This is a genomic window from Curvibacter cyanobacteriorum, assembly GCF_028649475.1.
GTDB classification, from domain to species: domain Bacteria; phylum Pseudomonadota; class Gammaproteobacteria; order Burkholderiales; family Burkholderiaceae_C; genus Curvibacter; species Curvibacter cyanobacteriorum.
On sequence record NZ_JAQSIP010000006.1, the window covers coordinates 257,005 to 271,221 of the forward strand.

Here is a 14,217-nt window from a genome sequence, read left to right on the forward strand (position 1 = left end):
CAGAGACACGACCATGATCAAGCTCCTGATTGTTGATGACTCGGCGCTCATGCGGCGCCAACTGACCCAACTGTTCCAGGCGGCGGGTGGCTTTGAAGTCCGCCAGGCGCGCAACGGCGTCGAGGCAGTGACCGAGAACCGCGAGTTCCAGCCCGACGTCGTGACACTGGACATCAACATGCCCGAAATGGATGGCATCACGGCCCTGTCCCTGATCATGGCCGAGCGCCCAGTGCCCGTGATCATGGTGTCGTCGCTGACCGAGAAAGGGGCCCTGGCCACCTTCGAGGCGCTCAACCTGGGGGCGGTCGACTATGTGGCCAAACCCGGCGGCACCATCTCGCTGTCGCTGGACGTGGTCAAAGCCGACCTCCTGGCCAAGGTGCGCGCGGCCGCCAAGTCGCGCCCCGCCAAATACCGCAGCCTGGGCCTGGGCAGCAGCCGCCCGACCCGCACCAGCCCCGACCTGCAGCCGGTCAAGACGCTGCCCAGCCGCAGCGGCCCGGCCTCGGACGGCTTGCTGCTGATCGGCGTCTCCACCGGTGGGCCGCGGGCGCTGGAACAGGTGCTGCCCTTGCTGCCAGCCGACTTCCCATGGCCGGTGCTGGTGGCCCAGCACATGCCCGCCAGCTTCACCGCCCCGTTCGCGGCCCGCCTGAACGGGAGCTGCGAGCTGGAGGTGGTGGAGGCCGCCTCCCCCATGCCGGTGCAGGCCGGCCGGGTCTACATCGGCAAAGGGGGGGCGGACATGGTGCTGACGCGGCGCGCCAATGTGCTGACCGTGCTGCCCAAGCCCGAGGACAGCCAGCAACTGTGGCACCCCTCGGTCGAGTTGCTGGGCCGCAGCGCCCTGCAGCACTGTGCCCCGCGCCACCTGGTGGGCGTGATGCTCACCGGCATGGGCTACGACGGGGCCGAGGCCTTCAGCGACATCAAGCGCCTGGGCGGCCGAACCATCGCGGAGGCGGAGTCCACCGCCGTGGTGTTCGGCATGCCCGCCGAGTTGATTGCGCGCGGCGGTGCCAGCCTGGTGCTGCCGCTGGACAAGATCGCCGCCCAGGTCAAAGCCTGGGCCCAACGTTGACAAGGAACCGACATGGCTCTCATCAAACCCCAGTCCAGCGCGCCCGTCCCGGACCTTGACACCGCCTCGGCGCCGCGCAGCGCCGAGCTGCTGCAACAGCTGGGCTCGGCCTCGGCCGAGGACCGCCGCTGGGCCGCCCGCGACCTGGTCGACTGCCCGGGTGTGAGCGCCGAGCTGGTGCGGCACCTGCAAACCGAAACCGAAAGCTCGGTGCGCGAGGTCATCCTGACCACCCTGGTGCGCCTGGGCGACGCGCAGGCGGTGTCGGGCCTGGTGGACTGCATGCGCAGCGAAGAAGCGTCGCTGCGCAACGAAGCCATCGAGGCCCTGAAACAACTGCCCACCGAGGTGGCGCCCATCATGCGCCAGCTGCTCAGCGACGCCGACAGCGACATGCGCATCTTTGCCGTCAACGTGCTCGAATCGCTGCGCCATCCGCTGGTGGAGTCGTGGCTGGCCGAGGTGATCGAGAAGGACCCGCATGTGAACGTCTGCGCCACCGCCGTGGACCTGCTCGGCGAGGTCGGTTCGCGCGAGGTGCTCGAACCCCTGCTGCGGCTGAAGAACCGCTTTGCCCGCGAACCCTACATCCAGTTTGCGGCCGACCTGGCCATCAAACGCATCCTGGAAGGATGAGTCGCCATGCCCTCCATCATCACCGACGAAGACTTCCAGAAGTTCCGGGAGTTCTTCTACCGCAAGACCGGGATCCAGTTTGAGAACACCAAGCGCTACTTTGTCGACAAGCGCCTGCTGGAACGCATGGAAGCCACGGACAACAAGCTGTTCCGCAACTACTTCACCATGCTGCGCTTTCAGGCCTCGGGCGAGGAGCTGCAGACGCTGACCAACCTGATGACGGTCAACGAGACCTACTTCTTTCGCGAAGAGTACCAGTTCAAGTGCCTGGTCGATTCGATCCTGCCCGAACTGGTGTCCCGCCGCCGCAACGACAAACCGCTGCGCATCTGGGTCATCCCCTCGTCCTCGGGCGAAGAGCCGTACTCGATCGCCATCTACCTGCTGGAACGTTGGGCCGACATCAACCGCTACGACGTCGAGATCATTGCCTCCGACATCGACACCCGCATCCTCGAGTCGGCCCGCGCCGGCCTGTATGGCGACCGCGCGGTGTCCCACCTGCCCGAGGCCTACCGCCAGAAGTACTTCAAGCGCAGCGCTGCGGGCTACCAGTTGATCGACGACGTGCGCCACGCGGTGGAGTTCTCCCGCGTCAACCTGTCGGACCGCGCCGACACCCGCGCGTTCCGCCACTTTGACGTGGTGTTCTGCCGCAACCTGCTGATCTATTTTGACGACGTCTCCCGCAAGGCCGCGGCCGAGACCTTCTTCGACGCCCTCAACCCAGGCGGCTTCATCTGCCTGGGGCACTCCGAGTCCATGAGCCGGATCTCCTCACTCTACCGAGTCCGCAAATTCCCGGAGGCCATCGTTTACCAGAAACCCACGGAGTGACCCATGAAACGGATTCTCATCATTGACGACGCTGCCACCGTGCGCATGTTTCACCGGGGCATCCTGGAAGGGGCCGGCTACCAGGTCGAAGAGGCCGTCAACGGCGTCGAGGCCCTGGAAAAAGCCTTGCTGACGCCGTTTGACCTCTACATCGTGGACGTCAACATGCCCAAGCTCGACGGCTACGGCTTCCTGCGCGAACTGCGCAACCAGAACCTGCCCCAGGTGCCGGCCATCATGGTGTCCACCGAGGCCACCGCCGACGACCGCCGCCGCGCCTATGCGGCCGGGGCCAACCTGTACCTGGTGAAGCCCACCCGGCCCGATCAGCTGGTGGCCCCGATCGCCTTGTTGTTGGGAGAGGTCAGCCCATGAACCCCTTGCTCGAGCAATTCCTGTCCGAAGCCCGCGACACGCTGGAGGCCATTGGCGTCCAGTTGATGGAGCTGGAGAACGCCCCCGACGACACCGAGCTGATGACCCAGCTGTTCCGGCTGGTGCACACGCTCAAGGGCAACTCGGGTCTGTTCGAAGTGCCCGAGATGACCCGTGTGCTGCACGCGGGTGAAGACCTGATGGACGCCGTGCGCCACCAGGAGATCGCCTTCTCGGACGCGCTGGCCGACCGCCTGCTCGACGCCATGGACTATGTGGCCCGCCTGTGCGACGACATGGAAGCCGAGCGCCCCTGCCAGGCCGACACCGTCAGCGAAGCCCAGCGCCTGGTGGATGCCCTGCGCGCCCTCATGCCGCAGCGCCCGAGCGAGGAAGAGGCGGTCGCCGACGCCCCCACCCAAGCCCCGCTGGCGGCCCCGCGCGCCGAGCAACTGCTGGCCTTGCCAGAGGCCCTGCGCATGGGCGTCTGGCGGGCCGCCCAGTCGCCGGCCCCGGGCCTGCAATTGCTGTGGGGCGAGTACCAGCCCGACGAGCAATGCTTCTTCCAGGGCGAAGACCCGCTGTACCTGGTGCGCCAACTGCCCGGCCTGGTGTGGGCCGAGGTGCAGTCGCGCCAGCCCTGGCCCGAGCTCGCCAGCCTGGACGCTTACCAATGCCAGCTGGCCTTCCACTGGCTGGCCCTCAGCGATGTGGACACGGTGGCCAGTCACTTCCGCTACGTGCCCGACCAGGTGCGCTGGCGCGCCCTGCCGCCGCTGTGCCTGGCCCTGCCGCAGGGCGACCCCAATGGCGGCCCGGTGTACGAGGACTTCGTCACCGACGCCTTGAACCTGCTCAACGCCGGGGACACCGCGTCCCTGGCCCGCGCCGTGCGGTCGATGCTCGAGCTGTCGAACGGCCAGCTCTGGCTGTCCTCGGCCCTGCGCTGGCTGCAGCTGCTGCTGGACAGCCCGGACACCCCGCCGGCGGCCCTGCGCCAGCTGGTGCTGTCGCTGCGCCAGCTGCAAGTGCCCGACTGGGCGGTCGACACACCCACCCCGCGGCCCCCCGCCAATCTCGCCGAAGCCGAAGCCGACGCCAGTGACGCGGCCGCCAGCACGCCCCCCGACGCCGCCCCCGCCACCGCGGTGGCGCCCGTGGACGACTCGCCCGAAGCCCAGGCCTTTCGCGACCTGCTCGCCGTGCAGCGCGAAGTGCTCGCCATGCCCGACGACGCGCAGTGGCTGGCCGGCCGCATCAAGGCCGCCTCGGGCGCCCTGGCCGCCTGCCTGCGCGCCAACCAGCGCGAAGACGAGCTGCCCCAGTTGGCCGCCGTCACCGCCGAGGCACTGGCCAGTGGCCGCGCCGCCCCGCTGGCCGAGTGGCTGGACCTGGCCTTCGCAGGCGCCCAGGGGGAGCTGATCCGCCCCGCCGCGCCCCCGGCCGACGAGACCGCCCCGGCCACTGGCACCGAGCCCGCCACCGCCGCGACCAGCGGCACGGTCGGTAACGCCGTCACGGCCGCCACGGCCGCCCCGCTGCCCGCCCCTGCGGCGCTCGCGCCCGCGGCCCAGGCGGCCACCGCGGCGGGCCCCGACACCGAAGCCCGTGCCGACCGCCGCACCGACGACCACGTCAGCGCCAAGAGCCTCAAGGTGGACCAGGTCAAGATCGACCGCCTGATGAACCTGATCGGCGAGATGGTGGTGGCCAAGAACGCGATCCCCTACCTGGCCAACCGCGCCGAAACCCTGTACGGCATGCGCGAACTGTCGCGCGAGATCAAGGCCCAGTACGCGGTCATCAACCGCATCTCCGAGGAGATGCAGGACGCCATCATGCAGGTGCGCATGATGCCGGTGTCCTTCGTGTTCCAGCGCTTTCCGCGCCTGGTGCGCGACCTGTCGCGCCGCCTGGGCAAGGAGGTGCACCTGGTGCTCGAGGGCGAGGACACCGCGGCCGACAAGAACATCATCGAGTCGATCAGCGACCCGCTGGTGCACATGGTGCGCAACAGCCTGGACCACGGCCTGGAAACCCCCGAGCAACGCCTGGCCGCCGGCAAGCCGGCCCAGGGCCAGCTGCGCATCGCAGCGCGCCAGGAGGCCGACCGCGTGGTGATCGAGATCAGCGACGACGGCGCCGGCATCGACCCCGAGGTCATCAAGTTCAAGGCCTACGAGAAGGGCCTGATCGACGAAGCCACGCTGGAGCGCATCACGCCCCAGGAGGCCATCAACCTGGTGTTCCTGCCGGGCTTCTCGACCGCCGAAGCCGTGTCCGACCTGTCGGGCCGCGGCGTGGGCATGGACGTGGTGCGCACCGCCATCGAGCGCGTCAACGGCAGCCTGGCGCTGGACAGCGTCAAGGGCCGAGGCACCACGGTGCGCCTGTCGCTGCCGCTGTCGATGGCCGTGACCCATGTGATGACCATCGAGACCGATGGCCAGACCTTCGGCATCCCGATCGACATGGTGATGGAAACCGTGCGGGTGCCCCGCAGCGCCGTGCGCGGCATCAAGGACAACCTCGTGACCGTGCTGCGCGGCCGCGTGGTGCCCCTCAAGTCACTCAACCGCCTGCTGGGCCTGTCGGCCCCGCCGCTGTGCAACGACAACGACGAACTGGCGGTGCTGGTGGTGCGCATCGGCGACGAGGTGCTGGGCCTGCTGGTCGACGCCTTCAAAGAGTCCACCGACATCATCCTCAAGCCCCTGGCCGGGGTGCTGGGGGGCCTGAGCCTGTACAGCGGCTCGGCCCTGCTCGGCGACGGCTCGGTGCTGATGGTGCTCAACGTCAAGGAGATGGTGTGATGGGCCTCGAATACCAAAAAAAGCAAGTCGTCTTCAGCGGCTTGGTCGGCGTCGAAGAAGCCGAGAACCTGCTCGCCTGGCTGCAAAAAAAGCCCAGCGCCAGCGCCGACCTGTCGGCCTGTGAACACCTGCACCCGGCCAACCTGCAGGTGCTGATGGCGGCCCGCACCCCCATCAAAGCCTGGCCAGCCGATCCGCTGCTGGCCCTGATCCTTCAATCGGCGCTGAGCGCTTCCCCGTCCTCTTTGGAGCAATGAACATGGCTAAAAACATCCTGGTGGTCGACGACTCCGCGACCATGACCCTGAGTCTCAAATCCAGCCTGGAACTCAATGGCTTCAAGGTGGACAGCGCCTCCGATGGCTTCGCCGCGCTGGACAAGCTCAAGCGGGGCTTCAAACCCGACCTGATCATCACCGACATCAACATGCCGCGCATGGATGGCATGGAGCTGATCCGCCAGGTCAAGGCGCTGCCCGGCATGCGCTTCACCCCGATCCTGACGCTCACCACCGAGAGCGATGCGCGCAAACGCGACGAGTGCAAGAAGCTCGGCGCCACCGGCTGGCTGGTCAAGCCGGTGTCGGGCCCAGACCTGGTGAAGATCGTCAAACAGGTCGTGATCGGCGCCTGACCCCAAGGAGCCCCCATGAACGCGGATTCCACCCTCACGCCACCCCGCCCGCCCCGGGCCAGCGCAGGTCGCCCGGCCTGGCTGGGCCAGCTGGTGTTGTGTGGCGCCAGCGCCGCGGGCACGCTGGGCGTGCTGCTGTCGCAGGGAACCCCCATGCCCTGGAGCACCGTGGCCCTCTGCGGGCTGGTGGCCGGGGCGGTCGTGCTGCTGGCTCAGCTGGGTGCCCGCCTGCGGGGTTCGGACCCGCACGCCCCGTCACGCGGTCGCCTGCCCGTGACCGAGGCAGTGGCCGAGGTGCGCGAGGTCGCGCCCTACCTGCGCGTCATCAGCGGCCAGCTCGACGGCGCCTTGCAGCAAACCGAAGAGGGTGTGTTGTCGCTGATCCGCCTGCTCAACCAGATGGAGCAGGCCTCCTCGCAGCAGATGCACAGCATCCAGGACTCGCAGCGCAACGGCGAAGAACTGCTGACCGTGATCCGCGAGAAACTGCTGATCGACAAGCAGCTGGGCGCCATCCTGCAGATGTTTGTGGACCGCCAGGAGGAAGAGATCGACGCCAACCTGCACCGCATCCAGCGCCTGCAGGAGGTCAAGGCCCTGGGCCCGCTGGTGGACGTGATCGCCAGCGTGGCGCAGCAGACCAACTTCCTGGCCATCAACGCGGCCATCGAGGCGGCGCGCGCCGGCCCCCTGGGGCGGGGCTTTGCGGTGGTGGCCACCGAGGTGCGCCAGCTCTCCACCCGCACCGCCGCGGCCGCGCAGGAGATCGCCAGCCGCATCAACGCGGCCACCGCCAACATCGACGTCGAACTGCGGCGCGCCAATGAGGCCTCGGAGCGCAACGCGTCGACCGGCAACATGCGCAACGTGCTGGCCGACATCCGCGCCATGCAGTCGCGCTTCGAGGACGCCTCCACCGGCAACCGCATGCAGGAGATGATCGATGCCGTGGACGCCGGCCACCGCCACATGTCCGACCTGCTGACCCAGGCGCTGGGGCACATCCAGTTCCATGACGTGATGCGTCAGCGCGTCGAACAGTCGCAGGAGGCCATGCTGGAACTCGACGAACACCTGCAGGCCATGGCCAACCAGATGCACGACCAGCCCTGGGACCCGGCCAGCCTGCAGTCGCTGCGCCAGCGCCTGGAGTCGCAGATCGAGCGCTACGTCATGCACAGCCAGATCGAGACCCATGTCGCCGCCACGGGCGCCTGCGGCGACGCCGCACCGGCCGAGGCCACCACCTCCCAAGACCGCCCCAAGATCGAACTGTTCTGACCCATGGCACGCACCCTCGTCATCAGCAACCGCAAAGGCGGCTCCGGCAAAACCGCCACGGCCGTCAACCTGGCCGCCGAACTCGCCGCCCGGGGCCAGCGCGTGCTGCTGGTGGACCTGGACAGCCAGGGCCACTGCGCGCTGGGGCTGGGCCTGAAGCTGACGCGTGACACCGCCACGCTGCATGGCTTCATGGCGGGCCGGCACACGCTGGGCAGCGCGGTGCAGCCCAGCGCCTGGCCCGGGCTGGACCTGGTGCCCGGCGACCCCTTGTTTGACCACGGTTCGGGGCGCAGCGGCGAGCTGCTGCTGCGCGAAGCCCTGGCCAGCGAGGGCCTGCTCGAACGCTACGACTGGGTCGTGCTGGACACACCGCCCTCGCTGGACGCCCTGCTGCTCAACGCACTGAGCGCGGCCGACCGCATCCTGGTGCCCTTTGTGCCGCACTTCCTCGCTGGCGAAGGCGTGCGGCAACTGGCCCGTGTGCTGTTCCGGGTGGCGAGCCGGGGCGGCAACGAAGGCCTGCGCGTGCTGGGCTTTCTGCCGGTGATGCAGGACAGCCGCATCGGCCTGCACCGGCAGGTCAGCCAGGGCCTGGGCCAGCAGTTTGGCCAGGCCCGCCTGCTGCCCGGCATCCGCAACGACATCCGGGTGGCCGAGGCCTTTGCCGCGGGCTGCCCGCTGCGCGTCCACGCCCCCCACAGCCGCGCCACCGCCGACTACACGGTGGCCGTCAACGAATTGTTGGCGCGCTGGTGAACCTGTTCAACACGACGTTTTTTCTCCCACGGCCCCTGAACCCACCTCCACCTCACCATGCCACCGCGCCCGCCCAAAGATGTTCTGACCACCCGTGAGGCCGCCCGGCTGCTGGGCTTGTCCGTGAGCTCCGTGCAACGCCTGGTGATGGACCAGTCGCTGGAGGCCTGGCTCACGCCCGGCGGTCACCGGCGCATTTCGCGCCGCGCCGTCGAACGCCTCAAAGGCCAGACCCCATCGGTCCCCGTGGCGCGGTCCCTGCCGCCCGAGGGGCTCAAGGTGCTGCTGGTGGACGACGATGAAATGCAACGCGCCTACCTGCAGGCCTGCCTCAGCGATGCCAGGGCCCCGCTGGCGCTGAGCTGGGCCAACGATGCCTCGCAGGCGCTGATCCAGATCGAGCGCCACCGCCCGGACCTCGTCATCACCGACCTGCTGATGTCGCCGTTTGATGGCTTCCACCTGGTCAATGCCCTGGCCGCCGAGCCCGAGTACGCGGACATCGCGGTGCTGGTGGTCACCGGCCTGCAAGCGGCCGAGGCCCACCAGCACGGCCAGTTGCCAGCCTGGGCCACGGTCTATGCCAAGCCGGTGGCGCCCCTGCGCATCGCCGGTTATGTCGACGCCCTGCACAGCCGCCTGCTGCGCGCAGCCCACCACGCCCCGCCACGCGCCCCCGGGCGTGGAGACTGCCCATGAGCCCCTCGCCCGTCCACCCCGCCAGCTGCGTGCTGCGCCTGGCCCCCCAAGGGGGGCAGTACCAGGTCTTGCTGAGTTGCACGGCCTGGCGCCAGGCGCTGCCAGTGCCCCCGCAAGGCGAACTGTTGCCGGACTGGAGCGCGGCCGGCCTGCCCCCGCTGTGCGCGGCCCGGCTGTTGCAGGTGGTGCGCAGCGGTCGCGCCGCGACCTGGCCCATCGAACTGCCCGGCGCACAGCCCGAGGCGCCGCTGCGGGGCTACCTGCTGAGCGTCAGCCCGATGGCGCCCGACGACGGGGCCCCCGGCCAGGCATGCATCGTGACCCTGACCCCCAACCACGTGGCGTGGCCGGCCCTGAACCTGCGCAACAACGCCCACGCCAACGGCCTGACGGTGGGCCTGACGCTGGACCCCAGCCTGCGCCTGCAGGCGCTCGAGCCCGCCTGGACCTTGCTCACCGGACACCCGACCGAGGCCTGCCTGGGGCAGTCGCTGCTGGACTACCTGCACCCCCAGGCGCGCGAGCGCTTTCGCCAGGACCTCGACCGACCGGTGGTGCCCTGGCTGGACTTCGAGGCCCCGCGCCTGCGCCTGCCGCTGCAACACCGCAACGGCAACCTGGTGTGGGTCGAAGTCGACTTCGAGCCACTGGCCGCGCCCGCCGGTGCCCCGCTGGCGGGGGGCTGGCTGGCCCAGCTCGAGGACGTCTCGGACAATGTGCGCACCTGGCACCTCGATCAGGTGCGCGAGCAGGCGCTGGACCAAAGCAACTGCGGCGTGGTGATCACCGACGCCACGCTGACCCACCAGCCCATCGTCTATGTGAACCAGCGCTTCACCGAGATCACGGGCTACACCCTGCACGAGGTGCTGGGGCGGCCGTGCAATTTCCTGCAAGGCAGCGACAACCAGCAGGCCGACATCGGACCGCTGCGCGACGCCATCCGGCAAGGCGCCCGCGCCTCGGCGCTGCTGCGCAATTACCGCAAGAGCGGCGAGATGTTCTGGAACCAGCTGCATGTGGCGCCCATCCTGGACGAGCCCACGGGCATCCTGACGCACCATTTCGGCATCCTCACCGACGTCACCGAAACGCGCCACCTGCTGGCCCAGCTGTCGCGTCAGGCCGAGCAGCTGCACTCGCTGCACCACGACAACCCCAACGGCCTGATCGCCTTCAGCGACGAAGACGTGGTGCAACTGGACAACCAGGCCTTTGTCGGGCTGACCGGCCTGCAAGCCACCGGCCTGAGCCGCGAGGCTTTCTATGCCACCCTGCAATCGATGGCCGCCCCCGGGCAAGCCCCCTTGGCCACGGCCCTGGCCGGTGGCGAGGCGGTACAGTGGTCGCTCAAGAAGCCCCGGGAGCGGGTGCTGGAAATCCGCGGCTCGCAGCCCAACGCCGCGGGCGCCCCGGGCTTGCTGGTGTTCCGCGATGTCAGCGCCGACGTGCAGCTCTACCGCATGCAAAAGCAGTTCCTGGCCACCGCCGCGCATGAGATGCGGGCGCCCATGGGCAGCATCCGGGGCTTCTCGGAGCTGATGCTGACACGGCAGTTTCCAGCCGAGGTGCAGCGCGACCTGCTGGAACGCATCCACCGCCAGTCCGGGCGCCTCAGCGACCTGCTCAACGACCTGCTGAACCTGGCCCGCATCGAGGCCCAGGCCCCGGGCAGCCTGAAGCTGGAAGCGGTCGAGCTGCAGCCGCTGCTGCACGAGGTGGTGCGCAACTTCGAGCGCCCCGGCGTTGACTCCCGCCTGACCTTGCGCCCGGCCCCCGCCCCCGCTTGGGTGCAAGGCCAACGCGCCAAGCTGGAGCAGGTGCTGATCAACATCGTGAGCAACGCGCTGAAGTATTCCAGCGCGCGCGGCCTGCCTGTCGAGCTGGACCTGCAGCCCGGCCACGACCCCCTGCACTGGCAGGTGCAAGTGCGCGACCAGGGCGTGGGCATGAGTGCCCAAACGCTGGAACGCCTGTTCACCAAGTTCTTCCGGGTCGACCCGAACGGCGACATCGAAGGCACCGGCCTGGGCCTGTGCATTGCCAAGGAGCTGACCGAGCGCATGGGCGGCACCATCGGGGTCGAGAGCCAGCTGGGCCAGGGCTCGGTGTTCACGCTGAACCTGCTCAAAAGTGACCCTGCCACGTCGGAACAGGCGGGGGCTCGCGCACCGGCCGCAGGAGGCCACCCACCCAGTTGCTGTTGAGCTTGCCTTGCCATGAACGCCCTGCTTTCTTTCTGGAATGGCCGCGCCGCCCCGCCCCTGGGCGGCCCCCGGCTCGGACCTGCACTGGCCACCGTGCTGCTCACTGCGCTGGTCTACGCACTGGCCTGCAGCCTGGGCAGCCAGCTGGGTCGCCTGCCCAACACCGGCGACTTCGCCAGTTTCTGGCCGGCCGCGGCCATCGGGCTGGTCGCCGTGCTGTGGCGTGGGCTGCCGGCGCTGCCGGGGCTGGTGCTCGGGCGCCTGCTGTTCGACGCCTTGCCCGACACGCTGGCCGGGTCGCTGGCGCTGGGACCGGGCCTGGCCAGCGCGGCGCAAGCGGGCCTGGCCGCCCTGCAGGCCGGACTGGGGGCGGGGGCCATCCGGCGCTGGGTGCGCGGCCCGCTGAGCCTGGTGGAGCCCGGCCCGACGCTGCGCTGGCTGGCCCTGGCGGGGGCATCGGCCTTGCTCAGTGGCAGCCTCAACCTGGGGTTCCACACACCGCCCAGCTGGAGCCTGGCCTGGGCCTGGTTGTGGCTGACCGCGGTGACCGGCGACCTGCTCGGCGTGCTGCTGCTGGCCCCGGTGCTGTGGCTGAGCCTGCCCGGGCAACGCGCCCCTGGACGCCGGGCCACCTGGCTGTGGCTGCTGACCAGCCTGGGTTGCCTGCTCAGCGGCCTGGCCTGCGCCTGGGTCATCGCGCTGGAACACCAGCAAGTGGCGCGCCGCTGGGAAGCCCTGCAGCAGCGCCAGCAACAGGCGCTGAAAAACGAACTGCAGCGCCATGAACAGGTGCTGGACAGCCTGGCCAGCGTGCTCAGCCAGACCCGGCAGATCGACCGCCACAGCTTTGCGCAAAGCGCACAGCCCCTGCTGGGGCTGGCCGAAGGCCTGTCAGCCCTGGCCTGGACCCCGGTGGTGCCGCAGGCCCAGCGCAGCGCCTTCGAGGCCGGGCTGGGCCGCCAGCTGGGCCACCCCCAGCCCATCACCGAACGCCAAGGGGATCACACCGTCCCGGCGCGCGCCCGGGCCCGCCATCTGCCGGTGCAGGCCATCGAGCCCTGGGCGCCGCACCACCGGCTCCTGGGCCTGGATGTGGCGTCCGAACCCCTGCGCGCGGCGGCCGTGGACGCGGCCTTGAGCCAGGGGCGCCCGGCGGCCACGCCGGGGCTGACCCGGGCCCCCGAGAACCGCGACCCCGGCCTCAGCGTGCAGCTGTTCCGCCCGGTGGCGGGCCAGGCCGAGCGCGGCGGCGCCGCGCCGCCGCACGGGCCACCACGCGGGCTGGTCAGCGCCCTGGTGCAGATTGACTGGCTGGCGGCGCGGCAACTCGAGGTCGGCGACGCCGCCCTGCCGGTGGCGCAGGCGCCCGGCCGCCTTGAGCCCCCGAGCGACATCCTGCCCGACACCGTGGCCTACCAATGGCTGGACCTGGACGCCCCGGCGGCGGCGCAGACCCTGTGGTCCCACCAATGGCCAGCCACCACCACGCCAACCCAGGCGCCGCCCGAACCGCGTTGGTGGCTGGGCCAGAGGTCGCTGCCCGCACCGCAACGCAGCGAGTGGCAGTTTGCCGGGCGCCACTACCAACTGACGTCGCAGGCGCTGCCTCACTTCTGGTCGGGCAACACCAGCCTGTGGCCCTACCTGGTGTTCACCGCAGGCCTGTGGATGACGGTGGCGGCCAGCCTGATCCTGCTGCTGTTCACGGGCTACCAGCAGTCGCTGGCGCACGAGGTCGAAGACCGCACGGTGGACCTGCTGCAAGTCCAGTACTCGCTGCAGGACGCGATGGGCCATGTGGCCGCCAAGTCGGGCCAGCTGGAGTTCTTGCTGCAGCAGACGCCCGTGGGCTTCCTGGGCTTTGACGAGGGCGGCACTTACCTGCTGGGCAACCAGGCCATGGTGCGCATGCTGGGCATCCGGTCGCTGGCGGAGATCCCGAACATCAATGTGTTCATCAGCCTGCTGGTGCAGCGCCTGCCCGGCATCAGCCTGCACCGCTTGTTCGCGCTGGGCCAATCACAGCCGACCGACCCAGACCCGCCGCTGCAGCTGAACCGGGTGCGCCTGGTGACGCTCAACGGCCAGACCAAACACATCACGCTGCAGGCCATGAAGTACGGCGTGGGGCCCGTCCGCCACCTGTTCACGGTGGTGGACCTGAGCTCGGATGTGGCGCTGGAAAGCTCCAAGTCAGAGTTCCTGTCCCTGATGGCGCACGAGATCCGCACCCCGCTGACCAGCGTGATGGGCTACGCCGAACTGCTGCGCACCCGCCCCGACCAACCCGAGCCGATGCGCCGCGAGCTGGCCACCCTGATCACCGCGCAGGCGCGGCAGATCCAGACCTTGCTGAGCAAGATGCTGAACCTGGCCGAGCTCGAGGTGGGGGGCGCCGACGCCCTCAAGCCGCGCCTGCAAGACCTGTCGCAGTGGCTGCCGGGCGCCCTGCAACGCAGCCCCGTGCCCAGTGGCCGCACGCCGCCCCAGTGGACCGGCACCGATGAAGCGCTGCACGCGATGATCGACCCGCGCAAACTCGAGCGGGCGCTGCACGAACTGCTTGGCAACGCCTATGCCTTCTCGGGCCCCGAGCAGGCCGTGCTGGTGCGGCTGCAGCGCAGCCGCAGCGCCGACCATGGTCCGGCGGTGACGCTGTCGGTGATCGACGAAGGCCTGGGCATGGACGAGCAGCAGCGCGCCCAGGCCTGCGACAAGTTCTACCGGGTCGACAAGTCGGGCGAAAAGCCCGGCTGCGGCCTGGGCCTGCCGCTGGTGAAGCTGATCGCTGAACTGCACCACGGCCAGCTCAGCCTGACCCCCAACCCGGCGGGCACGGGCCTGATCGCCGCCATCACCCTGCCGCTCAGCGGGCCGATGTGAAGCGCA

General features: G+C 69.6%; 12 protein-coding genes. All 12 read left to right on the forward strand.

The genetic code is table 11. From position 1 onward, the window contains the following. Positions 1 to 13 precede the first annotated feature (13 nt). The 12 genes from cheB to PSQ40_RS14545 are packed head-to-tail and all read left to right on the forward strand — an operon-like array spanning position 14 to position 14,211. Positions 14 to 1,084 (forward strand): chemotaxis-specific protein-glutamate methyltransferase CheB, encoded by a 1,071-nt coding sequence (cheB, locus tag PSQ40_RS14490; RefSeq protein WP_273952310.1) that lies wholly within the window; start codon positions 14 to 16, stop codon positions 1,082 to 1,084. A gap of 12 nt (positions 1,085 to 1,096) precedes the next feature. Next, on the forward strand, positions 1,097 to 1,720 hold the full coding sequence (locus PSQ40_RS14495; protein ID WP_273952311.1) for a HEAT repeat domain-containing protein: 624 nt from the start codon (positions 1,097 to 1,099) through the stop codon (positions 1,718 to 1,720). 6 nt (positions 1,721 to 1,726) lie between these two features. Continuing rightward, positions 1,727 to 2,560 (forward strand): CheR family methyltransferase, encoded by an 834-nt coding sequence (locus PSQ40_RS14500; protein ID WP_273952313.1) that lies wholly within the window; start codon positions 1,727 to 1,729, stop codon positions 2,558 to 2,560. Positions 2,561 to 2,563: 3 nt separating this feature from the next. After that, complete coding sequence (locus PSQ40_RS14505) at positions 2,564 to 2,935, forward strand: response regulator (protein WP_273952315.1); 372 nt, start codon at positions 2,564 to 2,566, stop codon at positions 2,933 to 2,935. Beyond that, positions 2,932 to 5,748, forward strand: a complete 2,817-nt coding sequence (locus tag PSQ40_RS14510; protein ID WP_273952317.1) for a chemotaxis protein CheA — start codon at positions 2,932 to 2,934, stop codon at positions 5,746 to 5,748. The genes PSQ40_RS14505 and PSQ40_RS14510 overlap by 4 nt, the downstream gene beginning before the upstream one ends. Then, positions 5,748 to 6,005, forward strand: coding sequence for a hypothetical protein (locus PSQ40_RS14515; protein WP_273952318.1), 258 nt, complete (start codon positions 5,748 to 5,750; stop codon positions 6,003 to 6,005). The genes PSQ40_RS14510 and PSQ40_RS14515 overlap by 1 nt, the downstream gene beginning before the upstream one ends. A 2-nt stretch (positions 6,006 to 6,007) precedes the next feature. Beyond that, the gene (locus PSQ40_RS14520) at positions 6,008 to 6,382 is read left to right on the forward strand and encodes a response regulator (protein WP_273952320.1); all 375 of its coding nucleotides are present in this window, start codon (positions 6,008 to 6,010) and stop codon (positions 6,380 to 6,382) included. 15 nt (positions 6,383 to 6,397) lie between these two features. After that, entirely contained in the window at positions 6,398 to 7,663 is a 1,266-nt protein-coding gene (locus PSQ40_RS14525) for a methyl-accepting chemotaxis protein (protein WP_273952322.1), read from the forward strand. 3 nt (positions 7,664 to 7,666) lie between these two features. After that, the gene (locus tag PSQ40_RS14530; RefSeq protein WP_273952324.1) at positions 7,667 to 8,422 is read left to right on the forward strand and encodes a ParA family protein; all 756 of its coding nucleotides are present in this window, start codon (positions 7,667 to 7,669) and stop codon (positions 8,420 to 8,422) included. 57 nt (positions 8,423 to 8,479) lie between these two features. After that, positions 8,480 to 9,121, forward strand: coding sequence for a response regulator (locus PSQ40_RS14535; RefSeq protein WP_273952325.1), 642 nt, complete (start codon positions 8,480 to 8,482; stop codon positions 9,119 to 9,121). Continuing rightward, a complete protein-coding gene (locus tag PSQ40_RS14540; protein WP_273952327.1) occupies positions 9,118 to 11,328 on the forward strand; it encodes an ATP-binding protein in 2,211 nt (736 codons plus the stop codon). Before PSQ40_RS14535 ends, PSQ40_RS14540 begins: the two co-directional genes overlap by 4 nt. Before the next feature lie 12 nt (positions 11,329 to 11,340). Further along, positions 11,341 to 14,211: a CHASE domain-containing protein gene (locus PSQ40_RS14545; protein WP_273952330.1), complete on the forward strand. Its 2,871-nt coding sequence runs from the start codon at positions 11,341 to 11,343 to the stop codon at positions 14,209 to 14,211. The last annotated feature ends 6 nt before the right edge of the window (positions 14,212 to 14,217 follow it).

Bases quoted from the DNA above. Each gene is read 5' to 3' on its own strand.
- cheB (WP_273952310.1), top strand. From the start codon at position 14: ATGATCAAGCTCCTGATTGTTGATGACTCGGCGCTCATGCGGCGCCAA.
- PSQ40_RS14495 (WP_273952311.1), top strand. From the start codon at position 1,097: ATGGCTCTCATCAAACCCCAGTCCAGCGCGCCCGTCCCGGACCTTGAC.
- PSQ40_RS14500 (WP_273952313.1), top strand. From the start codon at position 1,727: ATGCCCTCCATCATCACCGACGAAGACTTCCAGAAGTTCCGGGAGTTC.
- PSQ40_RS14505 (WP_273952315.1), top strand. From the start codon at position 2,564: ATGAAACGGATTCTCATCATTGACGACGCTGCCACCGTGCGCATGTTT.
- PSQ40_RS14510 (WP_273952317.1), top strand. From the start codon at position 2,932: ATGAACCCCTTGCTCGAGCAATTCCTGTCCGAAGCCCGCGACACGCTG.
- PSQ40_RS14515 (WP_273952318.1), top strand. From the start codon at position 5,748: ATGGGCCTCGAATACCAAAAAAAGCAAGTCGTCTTCAGCGGCTTGGTC.
- PSQ40_RS14520 (WP_273952320.1), top strand. From the start codon at position 6,008: ATGGCTAAAAACATCCTGGTGGTCGACGACTCCGCGACCATGACCCTG.
- PSQ40_RS14525 (WP_273952322.1), top strand. From the start codon at position 6,398: ATGAACGCGGATTCCACCCTCACGCCACCCCGCCCGCCCCGGGCCAGC.
- PSQ40_RS14530 (WP_273952324.1), top strand. From the start codon at position 7,667: ATGGCACGCACCCTCGTCATCAGCAACCGCAAAGGCGGCTCCGGCAAA.
- PSQ40_RS14535 (WP_273952325.1), top strand. From the start codon at position 8,480: ATGCCACCGCGCCCGCCCAAAGATGTTCTGACCACCCGTGAGGCCGCC.
- PSQ40_RS14540 (WP_273952327.1), top strand. From the start codon at position 9,118: ATGAGCCCCTCGCCCGTCCACCCCGCCAGCTGCGTGCTGCGCCTGGCC.
- PSQ40_RS14545 (WP_273952330.1), top strand. From the start codon at position 11,341: ATGAACGCCCTGCTTTCTTTCTGGAATGGCCGCGCCGCCCCGCCCCTG.